This is a genomic window from Pseudocalidococcus azoricus BACA0444 (assembly GCF_031729055.1).
Lineage (GTDB): Bacteria > Cyanobacteriota > Cyanobacteriia > Thermosynechococcales > Thermosynechococcaceae > Pseudocalidococcus > Pseudocalidococcus azoricus.
On record NZ_JAVMIP010000005.1, the window covers coordinates 137,407 to 158,376 of the forward strand.

Annotated in this window: 18 protein-coding genes; 6 read left to right on the forward strand and 12 right to left on the reverse strand. The window is 48.2% G+C overall.

Annotated features, from left to right (window positions below; translation table 11 throughout):
- Window positions 1-225 precede the first annotated feature (225 nt).
- Window positions 226-984 carry a WecB/TagA/CpsF family glycosyltransferase gene (locus tag RIF25_RS07680; protein WP_322877964.1) on the reverse strand — a complete coding sequence of 253 codons (759 nt, stop codon included), beginning with the start codon at window positions 982-984 and terminating at the stop codon, window positions 226-228.
- Window positions 985-1,000: 16 nt separating this feature from the next.
- Window positions 1,001-1,786 (reverse strand): MBL fold metallo-hydrolase, encoded by a 786-nt coding sequence (locus RIF25_RS07685; RefSeq protein WP_322877965.1) that lies wholly within the window; start codon window positions 1,784-1,786, stop codon window positions 1,001-1,003.
- Window positions 1,787-1,987: 201 nt separating this feature from the next.
- Here RIF25_RS07685 and RIF25_RS07690 point away from each other — a divergent pair, with 201 nt between their 5' ends.
- Entirely contained in the window at window positions 1,988-2,215 is a 228-nt protein-coding gene (locus tag RIF25_RS07690; protein ID WP_322877966.1) for a DUF2949 domain-containing protein, read from the forward strand.
- A 217-nt stretch (window positions 2,216-2,432) separates the two neighbouring features.
- On the opposite strand, the gene bchB is transcribed toward RIF25_RS07690, so the two are convergent.
- Entirely contained in the window at window positions 2,433-3,959 is a 1,527-nt protein-coding gene (gene bchB / locus RIF25_RS07695; protein WP_322877967.1) for a ferredoxin:protochlorophyllide reductase (ATP-dependent) subunit B, read from the reverse strand.
- A gap of 233 nt (window positions 3,960-4,192) precedes the next feature.
- Here bchB and RIF25_RS07700 point away from each other — a divergent pair, with 233 nt between their 5' ends.
- The 3 genes from RIF25_RS07700 (at window position 4,193) to RIF25_RS07710 (ending at window position 7,438) form a co-directional block, all read left to right on the forward strand.
- Entirely contained in the window at window positions 4,193-4,960 is a 768-nt protein-coding gene (locus tag RIF25_RS07700; RefSeq protein ID WP_322877968.1) for a pantothenate kinase, read from the forward strand.
- A gap of 276 nt (window positions 4,961-5,236) precedes the next feature.
- Window positions 5,237-6,688, forward strand: coding sequence for a cysteine--tRNA ligase (cysS, locus tag RIF25_RS07705; protein ID WP_322877969.1), 1,452 nt, complete (start codon window positions 5,237-5,239; stop codon window positions 6,686-6,688).
- Between the two features lie 105 nt (window positions 6,689-6,793).
- Window positions 6,794-7,438: a DUF4033 domain-containing protein gene (locus RIF25_RS07710; RefSeq protein ID WP_322877970.1), complete on the forward strand. Its 645-nt coding sequence runs from the start codon at window positions 6,794-6,796 to the stop codon at window positions 7,436-7,438.
- Between the two features lie 42 nt (window positions 7,439-7,480).
- Here the strand turns inward: RIF25_RS07710 and RIF25_RS07715 are convergent, their stop codons facing one another.
- The 4 genes from RIF25_RS07715 to RIF25_RS07730 form a co-directional block, all read right to left on the reverse strand.
- Window positions 7,481-8,665 carry an NAD(P)H-quinone oxidoreductase subunit H gene (locus RIF25_RS07715; protein ID WP_322877971.1) on the reverse strand — a complete coding sequence of 395 codons (1,185 nt, stop codon included), beginning with the start codon at window positions 8,663-8,665 and terminating at the stop codon, window positions 7,481-7,483.
- A 137-nt stretch (window positions 8,666-8,802) separates the two neighbouring features.
- Window positions 8,803-9,309, reverse strand: coding sequence for a DUF4188 domain-containing protein (locus tag RIF25_RS07720; RefSeq protein WP_322877972.1), 507 nt, complete (start codon window positions 9,307-9,309; stop codon window positions 8,803-8,805).
- A gap of 13 nt (window positions 9,310-9,322) precedes the next feature.
- Window positions 9,323-10,600 carry a dihydroorotase gene (locus RIF25_RS07725; RefSeq protein WP_322877973.1) on the reverse strand — a complete coding sequence of 426 codons (1,278 nt, stop codon included), beginning with the start codon at window positions 10,598-10,600 and terminating at the stop codon, window positions 9,323-9,325.
- Complete coding sequence (locus tag RIF25_RS07730; protein WP_322877974.1) at window positions 10,601-11,947, reverse strand: histidine phosphatase family protein; 1,347 nt, start codon at window positions 11,945-11,947, stop codon at window positions 10,601-10,603.
- A 256-nt stretch (window positions 11,948-12,203) separates the two neighbouring features.
- Between RIF25_RS07730 and RIF25_RS07735 the strand changes: the two genes are divergently transcribed.
- Window positions 12,204-12,737, forward strand: coding sequence for a DoxX family protein (locus RIF25_RS07735; RefSeq protein WP_322877975.1), 534 nt, complete (start codon window positions 12,204-12,206; stop codon window positions 12,735-12,737).
- Between the two features lie 328 nt (window positions 12,738-13,065).
- Here RIF25_RS07735 and RIF25_RS07740 read toward each other — a convergent pair whose 3' ends face one another.
- The 3 genes from RIF25_RS07740 to RIF25_RS07750 form a co-directional block, all read right to left on the reverse strand.
- On the reverse strand, window positions 13,066-13,833 hold the full coding sequence (locus RIF25_RS07740; RefSeq protein ID WP_322877976.1) for a hypothetical protein: 768 nt from the start codon (window positions 13,831-13,833) through the stop codon (window positions 13,066-13,068).
- Between the two features lie 154 nt (window positions 13,834-13,987).
- On the reverse strand, window positions 13,988-16,435 hold the full coding sequence (gene ppsA, locus RIF25_RS07745; protein ID WP_322877977.1) for a phosphoenolpyruvate synthase: 2,448 nt from the start codon (window positions 16,433-16,435) through the stop codon (window positions 13,988-13,990).
- 474 nt (window positions 16,436-16,909) lie between these two features.
- Window positions 16,910-18,337 carry an FAD-dependent oxidoreductase gene (locus RIF25_RS07750; RefSeq protein ID WP_322877978.1) on the reverse strand — a complete coding sequence of 476 codons (1,428 nt, stop codon included), beginning with the start codon at window positions 18,335-18,337 and terminating at the stop codon, window positions 16,910-16,912.
- A gap of 141 nt (window positions 18,338-18,478) precedes the next feature.
- Between RIF25_RS07750 and RIF25_RS07755 the strand changes: the two genes are divergently transcribed.
- Window positions 18,479-19,129, forward strand: a complete 651-nt coding sequence (locus tag RIF25_RS07755) for a TetR/AcrR family transcriptional regulator (protein ID WP_322877979.1) — start codon at window positions 18,479-18,481, stop codon at window positions 19,127-19,129.
- A 118-nt stretch (window positions 19,130-19,247) separates the two neighbouring features.
- On the opposite strand, the gene RIF25_RS07760 is transcribed toward RIF25_RS07755, so the two are convergent.
- Both RIF25_RS07760 and RIF25_RS07765 read right to left on the reverse strand, forming a co-directional pair.
- On the reverse strand, window positions 19,248-19,757 hold the full coding sequence (locus tag RIF25_RS07760) for a DinB family protein (protein ID WP_407682364.1): 510 nt from the start codon (window positions 19,755-19,757) through the stop codon (window positions 19,248-19,250).
- A 737-nt stretch (window positions 19,758-20,494) separates the two neighbouring features.
- The gene (locus RIF25_RS07765; RefSeq protein WP_322877981.1) at window positions 20,495-20,773 is read right to left on the reverse strand and encodes a hypothetical protein; all 279 of its coding nucleotides are present in this window, start codon (window positions 20,771-20,773) and stop codon (window positions 20,495-20,497) included.
- Window positions 20,774-20,970: the final 197 nt, after the last annotated feature.

A 20,970-nucleotide genomic window follows, 5' to 3' on the forward strand; every position in this document is an offset into this window, starting at 1 on the left:
CGTTTAGGGTGCTTATTGGGACAAGTCAGAATAGGCTTTATGGGCAGTCTTTCTAAGATTTCTACTCTCTCGCAACAGTCTGTGTAACGCTATAGAGCCAAAATATTGAAGCCGATTCCAGGCCTGTCTAGGGTATTGAACAGAGGCTTAACAGTTGGAATAGTGGCTGGATTTCAATTTATCTTGTGATCTCAGGTACAGTGGCATCCCAGACCAGCTATGGATTTATTGACGATTTTTCCGTAGTAACTGCCAGGCCAGGAGAATCACAAACATCGGATTATTGAGTAAATATCGTTGCCATAAACGTCTGGGTTCTTGACTAAAGCGAAATAGCCATTCCAGGCCTAGGCCCATCATCCAACGGGGAGCCTGTTTGACTTGACCACTGTGAAACGCAAACGCAGCCCCAACTCCCAGAACAATTGCCGGAATCAAAGGGGCATAATCCGCCAGCCAATACTCCTGCTTCGGACATCCCAAGCCGACAAACACAATTTTGGCTCCTGAGGCCGCAATTCGTTCACAGTCTTGGATTAAGGCTAGATCGTGGGCTGGAAATCGGCTTTGGAAGGGCGGGGCATGGCTACCAGCAATGATCAGGGCGGGGAATTGGTGCAATAGCCGGGCCTGGAGTTGACTTAAGCCATTTTCGTCACTGCCATAGAGATAAATCGCGTTGCCATTTTTTTCAGCCCAAGCACAGCCCGCTAATATCAGATCCGGCCCATAGACCCGTTGAGGATTTTTGACACCCAAGGCTTTTAAGGCCCAAACCAAGGGCATTCCATCGGCCGTTACCAGTGCGGCTTGGTTCACAACCCTCTGAAAGGCGCGCTGCCAAACCCCGGACATAACCACATGAACATTAGCCGCCACCACATAGCCCCATTGTTCTTGGGCGATCCATGTTCCGAACATCTCCCAGGCCTGGTCATAGGTGGTGACATCTACCCTTGTGCCGAGAATATAACGGGAGTCCATTACCCCAAGATCCGTACTAAAGGCTAAGGGCAGGCTTATGGCGTAAGGCAATTTCTTGGCGTTGGCCGGGGGTGAGGTGCAACACCTGGGGCGGGTTCGGAAGTTGGGCTAAATCTGGTTCTAAGGTATCCCCCATGTCCAGGCCCTGAAGTAACCTCGCCAAAAGACCCGTAGCCTGAATTTCCCCCGGTTGGGCTGTGGGGACAATCACTTGGGGCTGCACGGCCGTCACTAACTCCAGGCCTTGGGTTTTCCCAGCAATAATTGTTCCCAGCAGCGGCACATGGACATCACTAATGGGCGTAATTACCACATCAATGGGGGCAAAGTTGCTTAAAGCCGGATCATGGTAGCCGTGGGGTTCGTAATAGAGGGAGCAACCGGAGGCCGGGGATTGGAGGACATAGCCATTTTCTTGCCGGAGTGGCCCAATCGGTGAACCAAGGGTAGCCTGAATCTGAATGTTCCCTAAAGCATAGGTTTCCCCATGATGGAGGACGGAGATCTGGTGAAAGCCAAGTTTCTGAACTGTTTCTAAGGCGCTGGGGGGGCAAAGGAGGGGAATTTGGGGGTCTAACTGTTGCAAGCTGGGAGGATGGGTGTGATCCGGTAAACCCTGGGAGAGCAAAATTAGGTCTATGCTTTCGGGGCAGGGCCTGGGGGTGAGTCGGGTTAACTGTAATAACCAGGCCGGTAAGCCAAAGGTCATCGGCCCCACGAGCCAAGGATCAATGAGGATGCGCTGATTATCCAATTCCACTAACCAGGAGTTCAGGTCTAACCAGGTTAAGTACAGACTCACCGTTGTCTCCCCATATCGTTAATCGACATTGATCTAGTTTTGAAATTACCTGCCCCTAGCCTAGCCCAGTTGGAGGATGGCAACCCAGTTTCCTGCGGGACAAGATAGAATAATTCCCCACCTTAGAATATAAACAACTTCTAGCCTTTTGTAAAGAAGTGTTGCATTTTCTCAGAATAGCCGTTAAGTTTAAGGGGTAATGTGGCAACCTTAAATAACTCCATTGGCGTTTTAGAAATGCAATCCCTCCGTTGGAAACAACTCATTGAATATCTGCAAGGAGAAATGGCCCTACCTAGTTCTTCCATCGCCCTTGGTCTGAAGCATTGTGACGAGAAAATTAATTTATTGCCTGTGGTGCTGTGGAAGTATGGCCTGGTTTCCATTGAGCAACTGGATCAAATTTTTGATTGGATGGAGACGAGTTAATTCTTAGAATTCCTAGGAACAGACTATAACGTTACTCATTTAGGCTGAGATCGGGACAAGTCAGACAATGCTTTCTGGGCAATCTTTTCCACATTTCTACTCGCTCAGAACAGCCTGCCTAACCCCATAGATCAAGGTCAATCTAAGCTCTCAGCATCAACAGCTAAGGCTGCCTAAGGTTCCGCCTCCAGCCAACTCATTAAGTTCATTAAGCTAACTAAGCCCCCACCGCCTCCTTGGCCGCGTAAAGCACTTCCACATTGATATGACTAATATTTCGCTCACGGGCAAATTTTTCGGTGTTGCGTTTCACCTTGCCGCGCACAAAGCCCGGAATTTTATTCAGTTCTGCCAGGCCATCGCTAGTCCAATTGAGATCCGAATCGGCTGAGATGCCCTTGTGAATCACTTCCTTGGTGTCGTGGCCGCCAAAGATTTCCAAGAGATGATCTTCCATCCCCAAGGTAAAGGAGTTGTAGATTAAATCCACAATCTGATTACTGCCTTCGTAGCCGAGGAAAGGTTTGTAGCCAATCGGGAAGTTTTGAATGTGAATCGGGGCGGCAATCACACCACAGGGGGTATCCAACCGTTTACCAACATGACGTTCCATCTGGGTGCCAAAAATCGCCGCCGGTTCAACCCGGGCAATGGCATCTCCAATCGCCCCATGATCATCGGTAATAATCACTTCATCACAAAAGTCTTGCACCTGTTCCCGGAACCAATCCCCATCGTATTTGCAATAGGTTCCGGCCCAGACCACGTGAATGCCCATTTCCCGACTGAGGATTTTTGTAATCGCCGCGGCGTGGGTGTTATCACCAAAGACAACTGCCTTTTTACCGGTTAAGTTCTGACAGTCAATGGAGCGGGAAAACCAAGCGGCCTGGGAAACATGGAGAGTTTGGGACTGGATAAAGTCTTCGTAGTTAACGGTGGCTCCCTGCTGGTTGAGGAGGGTTTGAATTTGGCGAATACAGCGGGCCGTTTCCACCACCCCCATCGGCGTAATATCCACAAAGGGCTGATTAAATTCCTGTTCTAAATAGCGGGCTGCCAAGGGGCCAATTTCCCGATAAGGAACCAAGTTAAACCAGGCCTGGGGGAGAGTTTTGATGTCATTGACCGAAGCTCCATCCGGGATCACCGCGTTGATGGTAATCCCCAAGTCGGCCATCAGTTTCCGTAATTCCCGGACATCGTGCTGATTATGAAACCCAAGGGTAGTTGGCCCGAGGATATTCACGGAGGGTTCAGGGGTTTTGGCTGTAACGAGATCGCCATTTTTGCGGGCTTTGGCAATATAGAACTGAATAATTTGTTCCAGCGTCCGATCCGCGGCCTGGAGTTCATTGACCCGGTAGTGATTGACATCAGCCAAAATGACATCGGAGACCGTAGTTTGGGAGGCCCGCTCGACAAAATTCTCTAAATCTTCCTGGAGGATGCTGGAGGTGCAGGTGGGGGTGAGGACAATTAAATCGGGGTGTTCTTCGCTATCTTTACGGGTGATGTTATCCACAACTTTTTCTTGGGAACCGCGGGAGAGGACATGGCGATCCACAACGCTGGTGGTGACTGGGGTAAAGTTTCGCTCCCGTTCCAGCATCGAGCGCATGACGTTGAAATAATCATCACCAATGGGGGCGTGCATAATTCCGTGAACATTTTTGAAGGAACTCGCCACCCGCAATGTCCCAATATGGGCTGGGCCTGCATACATCCAATACGCCAACTTCATCGCTGATGTCTCGCTTGCGATTAAACTACTTAAAACCATAACGGCTTTCGGGAATCAGACTGTCTCTCCTGCCGCGCCATGCAACAATACTTGATGATTGGCAATATCCCGTTACTTCGTGATTTGGGGGTTAATTTGGAGGGTAACCGGGGGGCGTGATGACAATAGTTTGGGTCTGCCAAGCTAACACAATCCCATCTACCAAAAGTTTGTAAAACTATGGCTAGGGTGACATGGATGATCAAGATCAATGGTTAGCTCTGAATATTGGGAATACTCATTATTATTGGGCCAGATTTCAAGGACAAAAGCTGATTAAAAGCTGGAAACAGCCCTATCCTATTACTGCTAGTTTTCAACAGTCCTACTTGCCAAATAGTGAACATCTTGCAGAATTTGAGTCATTGCCTTGGTTATGGTTAGCCAGTGTTGTGCCCCAAGAAACAGAAAAATGGTTAAATTATTCCCACTTAAAGTTGTTAAATCTCTCTGACGTTCCCCTTGCAAACTGTTATCCCAGCTTGGGAATTGATCGAGCCTTGGGGGCCTGGGGTGCGGGAGTCAAGTATGGCTGGCCGATTTTACTCATTGATGGCGGCACGGCTTTAACCCTGACGGGAGTAGATGCCCAGCGACAATTTCAGGGGGGAGTTATCTTACCAGGCCTGGGCTTAATGACCCAATCCTTAGCAACCCAAACAGCGGCCTTAAGGAATTTGAATTTTGATTGGCAAACCCTTCCTCCCTTGTGGGGAAATGATACTCCCAGTGCGATCCAATCTGGAATTTTCTGGACTGTTTTAGGAGGTTTAGATTTGTTTATTCAAGATTGGCTAAAAACATATCCAACCAGTCAGATTATCTTCACAGGGGGGGATGGAGAATTCTTAAAATCCGGGTTATTGAAATGGCAACCCCAGTATCTTGATTTACCCTGTCACCTGGATCCCAATGTGATTTTTTTAGGCATAGCGGCAATTCGCCAGAAAAATAGATATTAAAGTTAACAGTCTTGATTTATTGCTTAATTTAATCCTGACCCGGCCTGTGTGATCAAACTTAACCGGATTATCAGTCTTTGAGCACTAGGATTTGATTTGGAATTTCTAACTGAATTGCAGGGCCTAAATTCCCACAGATTGCACTGATAGCCATCCCCTTCGCTCCAGATGGGGAAAACCGCCATGATCGATTTTTTGACCCTCGCCATATAGCATAGAAACAGGATTTATTGATCACCTAATCCGCCTTGACCTAATTCTTGGTTGTGCTTTTCGATGGCATTGCAGCTATATAACACGCTCACGCGGCAACTTCAGCCCTTCCACTCCCTCCAACCCGGCCGGGTAACGATCTATGCCTGTGGAGTGACTGTTTATGATTACTGCCATTTGGGTCATGCCCGCTCCTACCTGGCCTGGGATATTCTCCGGCGATATTTAGAGTTCTTAGGCTATGGCGTTACCTATGTGCAAAACTTTACCGATATTGATGACAAAATTATCAAACGGGCCCAACAAGAACAAACAACGGTGACTGAAATTGTCCAGCGATATATCCAGGCCTACCACACCGACATGGCCCGCCTCAATATTCGCCCCGCCGATCACTATCCCCAGGCCACTGCGGTCATGCCGAAAATTATTGAGTTAATTCAGGAGCTTGTGGCCCAAGGTTATGCCTATCCAGTCCAGGGGGATGTCTATTATGCAGTCGAGAAATTTCCCAGCTATGGCCAACTCTCCGGGCGGCATCTAGAACAAATGAGTGCGGGGGCCAGTGGGCGGGTTGATGAGATGGAGCAAAAAAAACACCACCCCTTAGATTTTGCCCTGTGGAAAGCCGCCAAACCCGAAGAAATGACGGTCTATGACCCTTGGGATTCTCCTTGGGGACTGGGGCGGCCAGGGTGGCACATTGAATGTTCGGCGATGGTGCATCAGGCCTTTGGTGGCACGATTGATATTCATGCCGGCGGGATGGACTTGATTTTCCCCCACCACGAAAATGAAATTGCCCAATCGGAAGCAGCGACTCAGGCCCGGTTGGCTAATTACTGGCTCCATAACGGCTTTGTGACGATCAACACCGAGAAAATGTCTAAATCTCTGGGGAACTTCACTACGATCCGCTCTCTGCTGGACTCTGGCATTGATCCGATGGCTGTGCGGTTGTTAATGCTCCAGGCTCAGTATCGCAAACCCCTAGATTTCACCCCCCTGGCCCTAAAAGCGGCTACCCACGGCTGGCAAACCTTAAAAGAGGGCCTGGAATTTGGCTGGATCCATGCGGATTTATTGGCCGATTTAGACCCGTTACCCATTGACCCTCAGCACCAAGCCGCATTCCAGGCCAGTATGGATGATGACCTGAACACTCCGGCGGCCCTGGCCATCTTGTTTGATTTAGCTAAAAATCTCCAAGGCCAACATAACCAAATTCGCCACACCGGCTCCAGCGATCAACCCCTTACCCACCTTTGGCAACAATGGCACAGCCTAGTGAAATTAGCGGCAATCCTGGGCCTGGAGGTAACCCCCAACAGTGCCGAACCTGAACCAGAGCCAATAATCACTGATGCCGAAATTGAAACCCTGATTCATCAACGCCAACAAGCCAAACAAGGTCGGAATTTTGCTGAGTCGGATCGGATTCGGGACTACTTGGCCACCTTAGGAATTAAATTAATTGATCAAAAAGGCGGGGAAACCCGTTGGCTCCGTTCATAGTTGGGGTGGGTTTTAGGGGCATTGGGAATAAACGTTAGGATGAATAGGTAGAGTCTCCTGCCTAATCGAGAATATTGCTATTTATCACCCTGCTCGAAATCTACCTTGAAAAAGCTTGCTCAACCGGCTGCCATTTATACCGATAATGTCTTTGATCGGCTGGCCCTTGGTTTAATCAACCGTAAAATTGCCCAGGCCTTGGGTCTTACTCCACCTCCCCCGACCTATGCTAACTTTGTCTGGTTATCCCAACAGGTGATGCAGGGACGGACGGCCCAGGAACAACAAGCTCTGATTGCCAAAGTTCTTGCCTCTGTCATTCCCCGTTGGGTACTTGGGGGGATTCGGACAATATTCTCGCCAGCCCCACTCGTCTGTGAACTCAATGCCTGGTTTGCGACCCGTCTCTTTCAATGGCTGGTTGGCCCCTGTGAATGGCAAGCGACCCTTGTGGCTGGGCCGGATCAGGCATTTCGTTGGCAAAGAAGCCGCGTCCAAATTAAGAAATGTCGCTATCTCGAAGAAAGTGGCTGTGTGGGGATGTGTGTGAATCTGTGTAAATTGCCGACCCAAAAATTTTTTACAGAACAGTTTGGGATTCCCCTGACGATGAGCCCAGATTTTGAGGATTTAAGTTGTGCCATGGTCTTTGGTCAGATGCCCCTCCCTTTTAATGAGGAAGAAGCCGCCCAGCAGCCCTGTCTTCACAGCGATCCCAAGCAAGCTCCCTTACCCTGTCCAAAGTTATAGATTGTTCTATTTAGCAAATACTTTTGCTGTCGAAATTTAGACCTAACGATCCACAGACCCCATAATCACATCAATACTGCCCAAAATAGCGACAATATCTGCAACCTTGGTTCCTTTGACGAGTTGGGGCAAAACCTGTAAATTATTGAAATCGGGCGGACGAATCTTCCAGCGCCATGGGAAGACATTATCATCGCCAATCAAATAAATCCCTAGCTCCCCTTTGCCCGATTCAACCCGGACATAATGCTCACCTTTGGGGATTTTGAAGGTAGGAGCCAGCTTCTTACCCATGTATTGATAGTCAAAGCCATTCCATTCCGATTTTGCCCCTTCCACCATCCGTTTGGCTTCGAGGTTTTCGTAGGGGCCGCCAGGAAGTCCTTTGAGGGCCTGGAGAATGATTTTGGTGGATTCCCGCATTTCCCGGATCCGCACTAGGTAACGGGCAATACAATCCCCATCCGGTTCTGTGACAACCTCCCAATCAAAGTCGTCATAGCATTCATAGTGATCAACCCGGCGCAGATCCCAGTTCACCCCGGAACCGCGCAACATTGGCCCCGAGAGTCCCCAGTTAATCGCTTCCTCACGGGTAATTGTCCCCATGCCTTGGAGGCGGCGGATAAAGATCGGGTTGTTGGTAATCAGACGCTCGTATTCATCAACTTTGGGGAGGAAATAGTCACAGAAGTCTTGGCATTTGGTTACCCAACCATAGGTGAGGTCGGCCGCCACCCCCCCCATGCGGAAATAGTTGTTATTGATAAATCGCATCCCAGTGGCTGCTTCAAACAGGTCGTAAATGAGTTCCCGTTCCCGGAAAATATAGAAGAAAGGAGTTTGCGCGCCCACATCCGCTAAGAATGGCCCCAGCCAGAGGAGGTGATTGGCAATCCGGTTTAGTTCCAGCATGATCACCCGGATATAGCTGGCCCGCTTGGGGACGGCAATATTAGCCAATTTTTCTGGGGCATTAACGGTAATGGCTTCGTTGAACATCCCGGCCGCATAATCCCAGCGACTGACGTAGGGGATAAACATGATATTGGTGCGGTTTTCGGCAATTTTTTCCATGCCCCGATGGAGATAGCCAATCACCGGCTCGCAGTCCACCACATTTTCCCCATCCAAAGTCACCATTAGCCGCAACACCCCGTGCATGGACGGGTGATGGGGGCCCATATTAATGAGCATTGGTTCTGTGCGAGTCTCAAGGGTAGGCATAGGAACGCGCGACCAAGAAAGTTAATTTACACCTCTACATAGTACAGCCAGGCCTGGAGATTGGGCCTTTTCAGAGCATTGTGAACCTTTCAAAAATTTGATTTGAATGATTGGTTAACCCTATGGAAAGAAGACTACTAGCCAAGGGAGTCATCCACAGCCTCTGTTTGGCTCAGCCGATTCCGGGCCGTTTCCTTAAATCCCGTTACAGGACGATGGGCGGTTGCCTTGGCCAGGCCAAAAATCGGCATATTCACATAGATTGCTTCGGCTTGCTCCGGTTGGATGCAATAGGTTTCATGCCAAATGCCCACACTGCCATCACGACCAATATTGCGATTAAAATTCTGCCAGGCCTGGAGGTGCGGATCATCCCTATTGCGGGCAAACTGCTCCAGATGCTCAAAGGAACGCCAATAGGAAACTAAAACAATTTCTAGGGGAAACAGCCGAAAAAAAGACTCTTGGCCTAAAAAGCCTTTCTCCGGAAACTGATCTAAAACCTTTAACATCGGCCCCATCGCCCTGGCTGTCGGAATCCACTTGGAAAAGGCCCAAAACCGATTCACCCGCATCCCAATTAGGAAAACGACAACGCCCTGCTGGGTATCCGCTGTAAATCGTCCCGGAATGACTGCTGACATAAAATAGAACGCCTCAAAAATGATGTGACCACTGCCTAATCACTCGGCCCGAAATGGTTTGCCCAGTATAGGAGGTATTTTGAGAACGGGAAAAAAGGGTTTCTGGGGTGACAGTCCAGGCCTGGTTTGGATCAAATAAAATCCATTCCTGTTGATTGACCTGTCTCAAGCTGGGTGGTGATTGCTGGAGAATTTCGGCCGGTTTTTGACTTAGGGCGCGCCATAATTCCAACGCTGTGAGTTTCTCAGTCACGACTAATTCTTGCCACAACAACGGTAATGCCAACTCCAGGCCAATGGCTCCCGGTAAAGCTTCAGCAAAGGAAATCACTTTTTCTTCATAGGTACGCGGGCGATGATCTACGGCAATGGCGTTAATCACACCTGACTTAATTCCTGCAATCAGCGCAGTTTGATCCTCCGGTGTGCCAAGGGGTGGTTCGAGTCTTAAATTGGGGTCGTAACTAGTGAGGTCGTTGGTATTTTTCAGTAAATGTAACCAGGAAACACTAGACGTTATGAGAGCAGCTTGATGGTAATAGCTTTCTAAAAGTTCAACACTCCGGGCTGTGGAAACTCGCATCACATGCAGTGGTTGGGGCAGTTCTCGACTCAGTTCTAAAATGCTAGTTAATGCTGTTGTTTCAGCACTCACGGGTTGCTCAATCAGGCCCAGAGCTAAAGCAATCTCACTTTCCCGGACTACACCGCGACCGGCTAATTCGAGATTTTGAGGCCACAGGGCAATGGGTAAGTGGGTCGCTTGCAAATATTCCAAACTGCGGCGAATCACCCCCAAATTTCCCAGGGGCCGACTATCACTAAAACCAATCACCCCGGCCTGGGCTAGTTCATAGAGTTCGGTGAGTTTTTCGCCCTTGGCTGCCTGAGTAATCGCGCCCCAAAAGTGCAGTTGGACGGGTGAATTAGGGGGAATCTTGGCCTGGAGTTGAGACAAAACCGCGGCATGATCTAAGACTGGATTCGTCAACGGCAGCAACGCGACGCGACAAAATCCCCCGGCCTGAGCCGCTTGGATCAAGGACTCTAGGGTTTCCCGTTGTTCATACCCCGGTTCACCGCCTTGACTATATAAATCCACCAGGCCTGGGGCCAAAATTAATCCCGCACCCGACTGCCTGGGAATTTCTGCCGCGACTGAAGATAAATCCCGCTCAATTGCCCGAATTTGACCCTGTTCAATCCAAACATCGCCGCAAAAATCCCACTGCTGAGTTGGATCAATAATCCGTACCCCTTGCAGCACATAGGATTCAGGTAAGTCTCTCATCTACAATGCTCCGGCCGCGGTTCGATCCAATACGCCTCCCAAGTGGGTCGTAATATTCATGGCCTGTAGCCGTGGTGTTCCCCCATCAAGAGGATAGTCAATCACGCTCACCGCCCCATTCCCCTGCTTGAACTGCCAAAACTCCTCCGGCCCCAGGCCTGCCACATGACAGAGAATCACCTTATTGATTGCATCATGGGCCACGACTAACCCGACAATTGGTTTGGTGTAATTAGGATTATTTTTAGCCGTCTCGATGATTTGATCCCAGGCCTGGATTGCCCGATCCCAGACTTGCTGGAGATTTTCACCCGCAGGCATTTGTACTTCGTGGGGAACGGTTCGCCAGCGTTCAATTTCGCCCGGATATTCGGCTTCTACTTCTGGTTCAAGTTTTCCTTCCCAGGCCCCGTGGCTAATTTCGGCCAGTTCTGGTTCTAGGCCCAATTCAATCTGGGGATGAAACTGCAAAATCGCTTCGGCCGTGGCTTTGGGACGTAGGAGCGGGCTGGTAATCGCAAACTGCAACGGGACATTTTCGAGAAATTTGGCAACTTTGGCTCCTTGTTCTCGGCCGGTGGCATTGAGCGGCACATCAATTTGACCTTGAAACTTACCCTGACGATTCCAATCGGTTTCCCCGTGGCGCACCAGCAACAGGCGTAAGGTTTTTTCTTTAAAGCGCGGGGTGGGAAAAGGATCGCCGAGATGACTGGTGAGATTAAACCCTTCCAGTTGTGCCGGTTCCCCCCAGTCCCCCGGAAAATTCAAGACGTTAATGGCACAGTTGGCCTGTTGCAGTCGGATATAGCCTTCCAAGCCCATGCCCAAGGCGGTACAAATCAAGGCCCGGTTAATCCCACTGTGACCCACCAATAAAATTGTTTGATCCTGATGCTTGTCTAAGATAAATTGCCAAAAAGCCTGGGCCTGGACAAATAAATCTCGCAATGGATAGACCGTTTTAGTGCCCTCGGGGGTTTCATAGTCCATCCGTAAATCTTGGGGGCTGCTGTGCCAATGCTGGTAGGCTTCCGGGTATTTTTCCTTGACTTCCTCGAACTTCAGCGTTTCCCAGGCCGGCAAGAAAATTTCTTTGAGTAGGTCTGTTTTTTCCGGCGGACTAACTTGTAATTGATAGGAGATTTCCAGAGCGGTTTCATAGGCGCGGCGTAGGGGACTGCTATAGAACTGGTCAAAATTAATTCCCTTCAGGGCCTGGCCGACTTGTTTGGCTCCAGCAATCCCTTTTCCCGTCAAAGTCGAGGCATCCCCGTGCCCCTGCACCCGGCCCTGCACATTAAATGTACTTTCCCCATGCCGGACAATTACTACTTTGGTCGCCAAGCCACTAACCTCCCCGAAGGACAGCCCCCAGGCCATGATTTAATCCCCCGCAATTTTACCCTGATTCCTTAAACTTGGAGCACAACCGTACCACCCCCTGAATCCTCATCTATGGTTGCAATAGGCTGTCTAGTTCGGGCCTAAATTCGTAGGGTCAGGACTCGTGAATCAGTTTGCAATCCGCACGCCCCAGTTTTGTTACTTTTCTTAGGATTTGTTAGATTAAAATTATAAATCTTTAGGATTCTTAATACTTATGAATATTTCGCAACAGTTAGGACGGTGGTCAGTCGCGCTCCTGCAAACTCGGTTTACCCCTAGCTATGGCTCTCAAGCGGGTTGGACTATTTTACGGATCGTGGCGGGCCTGGTGATGATCCACAATGGCCTGGATAAATTGGCTGATATTGAGAGCTTTTCGGCGGCCTATGTAGAAGTGATCGGCTTACCGTTCCCAATTTTCTTTAGCTATGTGGCAGCCTTGACGGAATTGCTTGCGGCCCCATTGTTAGCCCTCGGATTTTTAGCCCGACCAGCGGCCCTGGGATTATTCAGTACGATGCTGGTGGCCATGTATCACCATGTTTTAGTTGCAGGGTTCAGTATTCCCTACTTGGAACTGTCCATGCTCTACGCGGCGGTCTTCCTTTTCTTCCTGCTCAATGGGGCCGGTTTGTTTTCTGTTGACGCGTTTTTGGCTGGGAAGTTCAGTAGCTTTATGGCTGGACAATCTCAGGATGTTCCTCAGGCCGAACCAGTTGCCTTAGCTGAACAAAGCCGGACGATTTAACCCATCTGGGGTATTGAGCACAAAACTGCTTCCATGGCCGACCATAAAATCAAACCCGATCCCAGGCCTGGGGTTTTTAGCCCTTTTCCAACGTTCTGAACAGGATTCATGACTAGGGTTAACTCACCCAGGCCAGCTATTTCAATCTCGATCAGTGGTTAGTTGCTATTCATGGAGAAATTGCAGCGGTTTTGAGCATTCCCGATTTGCCAATGCCTAACTTAGGTTTGGTGAAATACCTGGGCATGATTCTCCCATTGGGGTTAGGAAGCATCAGGAATGTAAGCTCTGTCCATAACTTTGACCACCCATAAACTGGATCAGGATTTTAGTGAAATAACTTAAACGGTGCTAGAGCTTTTAATAACAGAGGTGTTAGGGACTCAGCCAGTTCAGCATCATCCTCAAAAGTCAGGCGTTGACTACTGGGTAAGTCCACCGGAAACTGGCCGGGCCATTGGGGGCGTTCCATCTGCGCTAGGAGAATTTGTTCTTGGCGTTTACAGTGCAAGGCATACCCGACCTCTACGGAGACTTTCGGGCTGGGAATTAGAACTGGAGGTTGAGTATCTAAATAACTAATTGGGCTAACATCGGCAATAAAAACTAGACTGCGGCGGAGTTTCCCAGCCAATGTACTTTGTAACCGGATTGGGCCATCACTGAGCCGATGGGATTCAACTAGGGTGAGTTCTAAGCGTGATTGGGGGTTAAATTCCGTCAACCAGGCCTGGATGGCCCAGCGGAGTTGATCACTAGAATCACTAAATTCAGTTTGGGAACAGAAAAAAATCGTTGGCTCTAAGTGGGCGAAGGTGTCCTGTTTAACAAAGTAGATTTCATGACTAATCAGGTCAATGTTGGCAATTAGATAGCTACCACTCCCTTCAATATAAAATTCCACAGTTTCCCCTTGCAGGTAGCGTTGAAACCAGAGGGATTCCTTAACCTCCGCTGCATCATCGAGGAAATCTGCCCGCAATGCTGTTTTTAAGAGGCTATTTTTACTCAGGCGTAAATCATGGGGGCGTTGTTCAATGGTTTCTAAGGGTTCATATTCCGCTAAATACCAGGCCCGTAAAGCAATAATTGCCATCCCATCTAATTCCCAAACCTTGCCCCTAGATTAGCATTTGCCCTTCCAGCTTGGGTGCATCACTGGCTCCAGATCTGCAAGGCCCGAGACTCCCCTGGTTAATCCCCGAGAAATCCCCGGCCTGAGATGGCAATTTACCTAGTCAATTTAGGCATTAGGCCTTGTCTAACTGCGCTTCTGTTGCCGCAATACTGAGCAGAGTTTTGAGGACAGAATCCGGGTTTAAGCTGATGGAGTCAATCCCCTGTTCCACTAAGAATTGCGCAAACTCCGGATAGTCACTCGGGGCCTGGCCACAGATGCCAATTTTGCGGTGATGTTTCTTGGCAGTTTGAATGGCCTGGGCCACCATCCGTAGGACAGCCTCATTGCGCTCATCAAACAGGTGGGCAACTAACCCGGAATCCCGATCTAAGCCCAAGGTCAACTGGGTTAAATCATTAGAACCAATCGAAAAGCCGTCAAACACTTGGGCAAACTGATCCGCCAAGATCACATTGCTGGGCAACTCGCACATGACATAGACTTCCAGGCCATTTTCACCCCGCTGTAGCCCGTGTTTGGCCATCTCCTCTAAAACCCGTTGTCCCTCGGCTGGTGTCCGACAGAAGGGAATCATCAGAATCACATTGGTTAAGCCCATTTCCTCCCGGACTCGTTTCATGGCCTGGCATTCGAGGGCAAACCCCGCCGCATACTGGGGATCGTAATAACGCGACGCCCCCCGCCAACCAATCATTGGGTTTTCTTCTTTGGGTTCAAACTGCTGCCCGCCGAGTAAGTTGGCATATTCATTACTCTTGAAGTCAGACATCCGCACGACAACAGGTTTGGGGTAAAAGGCCGCCGCAATCGTGCCAATGCCGTGAGCTAACTTATCGACAAAGAACTCGGATTTTTGCGGATATTGGGCCGTGAGTTCGGCAATTTCGGCTTTCACCTCGTAGTTTTCCAGGTCGTCAAAGTGGATCAGGGCTAGGGGGTGGGCTTTGATGTGATTGGCAATGATAAATTCTAACCGAGCTAACCCCACCCCATCATTGGGAATCGCAGCTAACCCAAAGGCTTCTTCCGGGTTGCCCACATTCATCAGGATTTGAGTGCGGGTGCGGGGGAGATTTTCTAAAGCCACCTCATCCACGCCAAAGTTCAACAGGCCCCCATAGACTTTACCCACTTCCCCTTCCGCACAGGAGACAGTGACATCTTGGCCAGTTTTTAAGACTGCTGTAGCATTTTCACAGCCAACCACTGCTGGAATTCCCATTTCCCGAGCAATAATCGCGCTATGGCAGGTTCGCCCCCCTTGATTGGTGACAATGGCACTGGCTTTTTTCATAATCGGTTCCCAATCCGGGTCGGTGCGGTTAGTAATTAACACTTCCCCGGCCTGGAATTGGTTGATCTGGTGGACATCCATAATCACCCGCGCTTGCCCTTGGCCGATCATTTCCCCCACAGCCCGCCCTTGCACCAGAACATTACCCGTTTCTTGGAGTTTGTAAGACCGCAGCACATTGGTCGCCTTTTGGGATTGGACGGTTTCCGGCCGGGCCTGGACAATGAATAACTGCCCCGTAATCCCATCCTTGGCCCATTCAATGTCCATGGGCGTGTAGGTGCCCCGCAGTTGGGAATAGTGATCCTCAATGGCACAGGCCCAGTGTCCGAGTTGGAGAATTTCATCGTCCGTTAAGGCAAATTGGGCGCGAGCTTCGGGACAAACCGAGACATTTTTCGTCAGCTTGGAACCCCCTTGGTCATAGATCATTTTGATTTCTTTGCTGCCGAGGCGTTTTTCTAAGATCGGCCGATAGCCCGTTTTCAGGGTGGGTTTGAAAACCAGATATTCATCCGGGTTGACAGCCCCTTGGACAACATTTTCCCCTAACCCATAGGCAGCCGTAATCAAGGCCGCATCCTTAAAGCCCGTTTCAGTATCAATGGAGAACATCACCCCCGAGCAGGCCAAATCCGAGCGCACCATTTTTTGCACCCCGACTGATAAGGCCACATCCAGATGATCAAAGCCTTTAATTTGTCGATAGGAAATGGCCCGATCCGTAAAAATCGAAGCAAAACAACAGTGGCAAGCCTTCAATACCCCAGAAATCCCATGCACATTCAGATAGGTTTCCTGCTGGCCGGCAAAACTGGCATCGGGCAAATCTTCGGCGGTGGCGCTGGAACGAACTGCCACATCTGTCTCGGGCCCATAGTGTTGACACATTTCCCCATAGGCCTGGGTAATGGCTGCTTGCAGAGATTCAGGGAAGGGGGTTTCAAGAATTAAGGATCGGAGTTCTTGGCCGATTTGTCGCAGTTGGGGGACATTTTCTACATCTAAAGGGGATAAAAGGGCGCGCAGTTTCGGTTCCAGGCCTCCCTCCAGAATAAAAGTACGATAAGCATGAGCAGTAGTTGCAAAGCCATCGGGAACATTAATCCCTTTCGGTGTGAGTTGTTGCAGCATTTCCCCTAATGACGCATTTTTGCCGCCAACAATGGGTAAATCAGCCAAGCTAAGACGGTTTAGGGGGAGTACCAGGGCCTGGGATGGATCGCTGAGAAACTTTTGTGCTTGGGCAGGAGTAGCAAACATATTTCTCTCCTCGTGTCGCGATTCAATAAGAGTCCGGAGTAAGGCTATATCTATACCTATCTTCCACTTGGCATACTGGCTCAATCGAGATTTTTCTTAACTCTTTATCTTTGGATTAGCAAAACGTCATAAAAATAATCGCAATCCTGACCTAAACGGTGCTGTTTTTCTTTGAACTGGCCTGGATATTGTTGAGTAGGGCGGCTGTTGTTAAGAGTTTGAGAATTTTCCCAATAATGCCCCCATCTTCCCAGGCCCTAACACATCAGGATTCTCTAACCACTGTAGTAATAACTACTTGGTCTTACTTCCCAACCTACCCATGGCCGAATTAACCAAGCAAGCTCAAAGAAAAGATTCCAGGATAACAAGAAAGCAAATTATGTTTTGCTCCGACAATCAGACGACTAACGACCAAGATAAGCGGCGGTAGATAACCTCTGCATCCACATTGGGATCTCTCAACCATCCGCTTCATCGACTTGTTATACTGCTGGTACTGACCTGAATTTTGGACGACTTTCTAGATAATGAGCGGGTCAGCAGTTGTTGAATGACTCGAAACAGAATCGATGGCTGAAGTAATGCACCAGATGACTGAACCATGTGAAAAACATTAAACAATACCAAGGTTACTTGAGGTTCTTTGGTCGTTAACTGAATGAGTCGATCCATATACCAGCCGATCGCTTTTTCTGGCAGACTTGGGGGCTGGGTCAACCCTTTCACACTGGGATATTTCGCATCTTGGCTGGTCGCTGCAATCCACGGTGTTACATTAACCCTGGCAAGCTCTTTTTGAAAACGGCTTGGTAGCTCGGTTAAAGCGGTTTCTTGCAAACATTGTTGCAACAATACAGCCCCTAATGCTGCTACCGTCATGCCTTGTCCATAAATCGGTGTGAATGAGCAGACAGAATCTCCTAACGCAATAAATCCCTGCGGTTGGCGGCTGAGACGTTCATAGTGGCGTAATCGATTTCCGGGTGGATGATAAATGCCGATCGCAGTTGCAGGCTTTGCATCTTTGACTGCATTGTAAATGTGTGGACTCGGCAGATTTCTCAAAGCCTCTAGGAATTCAGCTTCATTTGTAGAAGGTCGATTAGGAGCCGTCCCACAGACTCCGACAATCCAACGGTTATTTTCAATCGGATAAAGCACTCCCATTGAAGTTCGTTTTGGGGGATCTGCTTGAATGTACACACCTTTCCAGTCTTCTTGAAAATCAGCAGGGATTTCATAGAGGCGACTGGCATAGCCCATCGAAGTTGTGATGACTGTTTCTTCAGGGGCATCATAGCCGATCGCTTTTAACCATTTGGGCGCTTGAGAACTATAGCCGCTCGCATCAATCACCAAATCTGCGGAAAGCTCTTCTTGCTGTACCTGCTCGGAATGCTCACCTTCTCGACGACGCACGATCGCACCTGTTACAGCAGTTTTGTCTGAGTTGGTCAGTAAGCCTGTGACATAGCTCGCTTCAAGAATTTGAATGTTGCTGAACTCCGACAGACGACGATGAATCAGCCAATCTAGAATGTATCGACTGAAAGACAATGCCTTAAACCCAGATGGGAAACGGGCTGTCCATCCAAACGGATTCATCCATTCTACGTCTGCTCCCATATCCAATACGGCTGCACCCGCATCGATCAGGTCTGATTCTAGCCCAGGAAAAAGGTCTTCCATGATCTGACGACCACGAGTCAGCAAGATGTGAAGCTGTGTACATTGAGGTAAGCCTTTGCGAGGTGCAGGTGCTTCGGTCGGAAAGCGATCGCGCTCCAAAATCGTGACCTGCTCAAAATAGCCTGAAAGAATTCGCGTAGTTAGCAATCCTGCCATGCTGCCACCAACCACAACGGCATGACGACCCAGAGTCGAAGAAGCTTGCACCATATCGCCTCAATTTTATGAATTAAAAATTTCATTCATAATTATGCTAGCAGCAGAAATCGATTGTCAACTGTGAATTAACTTTTTAGTTCATTGATTTGAGCAGCTATGATGGAAGCTGGAAAACGCTGCTAAGGTTCTACTGTGGTCAATCAATCAACTCAAAAATCGGGTCGCGCTGTGCGAGATGCAGAAAAGACGAAGCAGCAAATTTTAGACGCGGCTGAAATTGAATTTGCCAAGCATGGTCTGAAAGGTGCAAGAACAGACAAAATTGCTAAAGCTGCTGGTGTCGCTTCGCGCATGATTTATTACTACTTCGAGAGCAAAGAAGGGCTGTATCAAACCGTTCTCCAACGTCCGGCAACAGAGATTCAAGATGCGATCGCCCAAATTGATTTTGCAATCTCATCGCCAGATCAAGCTTTAGCAGCCGTGATTCGAGCCGCAATCGCTTATGAGACCAAACATCGCCACCGTGGAATGCTGCTGTTTCAGGAAGCGAGTCAGAATCAAGGAAAATACTTTATTCAAACCAACTGGCAGCGAGCGATCGACCTACTTACTGGACTATTAGAACAAGGAATAAAAGCTGGAATTTTCCGACCACTTGATCCTTATATGACCACGCTCAATATCATTGGGGTATGCGTTTTTTATGGTAATGCTCATGAAAATCTCAAGCATTTAACTCCAAATCAAGATTTGTTGAGTGCAGAAATGATTGAACAGTATACGCAAGCTGCGATCGATTTGATCCTAAAGGGCGTTCAAAACACAAGCACCCACCAATAATTTTCAAACTACTGCCAGCACCTGTAACCGAAGCAGTATAACGACCCCGTTCACCCGCCGCTAGTATGCTCTCGGACTCAACCAACCAACTTGATACGGTCGGTGTTCAACGGGATTGTTAGACCACTGCATTTAGAGCAGGTAGCCAGGGAATATCTGTAACGCCTGGTTCATAACCAAGTTGTTTGATCAGTGTTGTGATCTGTCCTCGATGATGAGTTTGATGATTGAACATATGTGTCACTAAAATCGAGGCCGATAGCACACGGCGTTTTCCGTCTACATTGCTTGTGTACTCAAATGGTTGTCTGAGCCACACCGGGTCAAGCTTCATAGACCATTCTAAAATTTGCTGATCCATCTTCTCTCGCTCTACTCTTAGCTCTTCAAAATCCGCATATAGCTCCTGCCCGATCGCTGCGACTGAGAATGGGTTGTTGGTAAAACGTCCCATCCATGCCTTATCGCCATAGAGTAAGTGATTCAATGTTCCATGAATAGACTTAAAGAAAGCACCAAGATCTTGTTTACGTTTTTCGTCAGGGATTATTGAACAAACCGAATACAGACTCTGGTTCATCCAGCAATTGTACTCAGCCATTAGTGGGTAGTAGCTATCGTCATACATACTCATCAACTTCTAATCATTGAGGTTGAACTGACTCAAATTATGCAAATGTATCTTGCGATTGCATCTCACAACGATCTTTCGATTATACCTCAACTGAGAACTCACCCTTAACTTGAGCATCGCAACCCATGGGTAATCTCTCGCTACATACTTATAGAAGAATTGCGGTCTAACTAGGTATTAGGCTGAAAGATTACACCTAAAGGGATGATTAAGGTGTTTAGGCTGAATGTCAAGCCTTTACCTAAGAAACCTATAAGGAGGAAAATACAGAAAGCTTCTGCCTAATTAATTTTTTTACCATATAGAAACTCATAAATATTATGGTTTATAAATAAATCACCATTAATTTCAAGTTATGCAAGCTGAGCCTTCTCCTAAAAAACTGCAATGTGAGGATCAGCAGCCTGTTTAGAAGAGAAAGTATTGCTAGGCCATGGGTAAGACGGTTGCAGGTTTACAGGTGAGAATCTTCCCAATAATACCCCCATCCGCCCAGGCCCTAACGCATCAGGATTCTCTGACCACTGTAGTAATGACTACTTGGCATCACGTCCCAACCCACCCTTGTCCGAATCAACCAAGTAAGCCCAAAGAAAAGATTCAAAGGATAATAGACAGCAAATCACAAGTTCTACTCCGAGAATCAGATAACTAATAATTTTGCTCAACAGATGCAGATAACCTTTGTAGCAAAAACTAAGATTTTGAGGCGTTCCAGTGTAGCGAAGTTTTTAGCTGTTATCAACATAACGATCAACTATATCCCATGTCTTTAAGAAAAGATTTTCTCTATCTTCTGAGGTCATGGATGCAACATCGCCGTGTCGTACAGGTTCGGCTGCTTTCTCTATAGATCGAATTGATTCTTCGTCGCACTGAGCAATTTCTCTTAGCTTTTCCCATTGCACTGATTTATTTTTTGGGTTGAGGTTGAATTTCAGAATGCAGTGTTGACGCAATGATTCAATTGCTCGGTAACAGTAGAAGCCAGTATCATCAGGATTTTTCATAGCTGATATTAGATCATTAAAACATCTATTTAATAAAATACCTTCTGTACCTGTTCTTTTTTGTCGGATTAAGTTAATTCTTGTATCAAGGTCAATAGCTTTGTTACGCTCTGCGATACATGGAATATCAATTCCAAAAACATTACAGCATATTCCTCGCTAAGTTGGTACACTTTTTCTGAAGCTGTGTCAAAGCG

Bases quoted from the DNA above. Each gene is read 5' to 3' on its own strand.
- RIF25_RS07680 (WP_322877964.1), bottom strand. From the start codon at position 984: ATGGACTCCCGTTATATTCTCGGCACAAGGGTAGATGTCACCACCTAT.
- bchB (WP_322877967.1), bottom strand. From the start codon at position 3,959: ATGAAGTTGGCGTATTGGATGTATGCAGGCCCAGCCCATATTGGGACA.
- RIF25_RS07700 (WP_322877968.1), top strand. From the start codon at position 4,193: ATGGATGATCAAGATCAATGGTTAGCTCTGAATATTGGGAATACTCAT.
- cysS (WP_322877969.1), top strand. From the start codon at position 5,237: ATGGCATTGCAGCTATATAACACGCTCACGCGGCAACTTCAGCCCTTC.
- RIF25_RS07715 (WP_322877971.1), bottom strand. From the start codon at position 8,665: ATGCCTACCCTTGAGACTCGCACAGAACCAATGCTCATTAATATGGGC.
- RIF25_RS07720 (WP_322877972.1), bottom strand. From the start codon at position 9,309: ATGTCAGCAGTCATTCCGGGACGATTTACAGCGGATACCCAGCAGGGC.
- RIF25_RS07725 (WP_322877973.1), bottom strand. From the start codon at position 10,600: ATGAGAGACTTACCTGAATCCTATGTGCTGCAAGGGGTACGGATTATT.
- RIF25_RS07735 (WP_322877975.1), top strand. From the start codon at position 12,204: ATGAATATTTCGCAACAGTTAGGACGGTGGTCAGTCGCGCTCCTGCAA.
- RIF25_RS07740 (WP_322877976.1), bottom strand. From the start codon at position 13,833: ATGGCAATTATTGCTTTACGGGCCTGGTATTTAGCGGAATATGAACCC.
- ppsA (WP_322877977.1), bottom strand. From the start codon at position 16,435: ATGTTTGCTACTCCTGCCCAAGCACAAAAGTTTCTCAGCGATCCATCC.
- RIF25_RS07750 (WP_322877978.1), bottom strand. From the start codon at position 18,337: ATGGTGCAAGCTTCTTCGACTCTGGGTCGTCATGCCGTTGTGGTTGGT.
- RIF25_RS07760 (WP_407682364.1), bottom strand. From the start codon at position 19,757: ATGTATGACGATAGCTACTACCCACTAATGGCTGAGTACAATTGCTGG.
- RIF25_RS07765 (WP_322877981.1), bottom strand. From the start codon at position 20,773: ATGAAAAATCCTGATGATACTGGCTTCTACTGTTACCGAGCAATTGAA.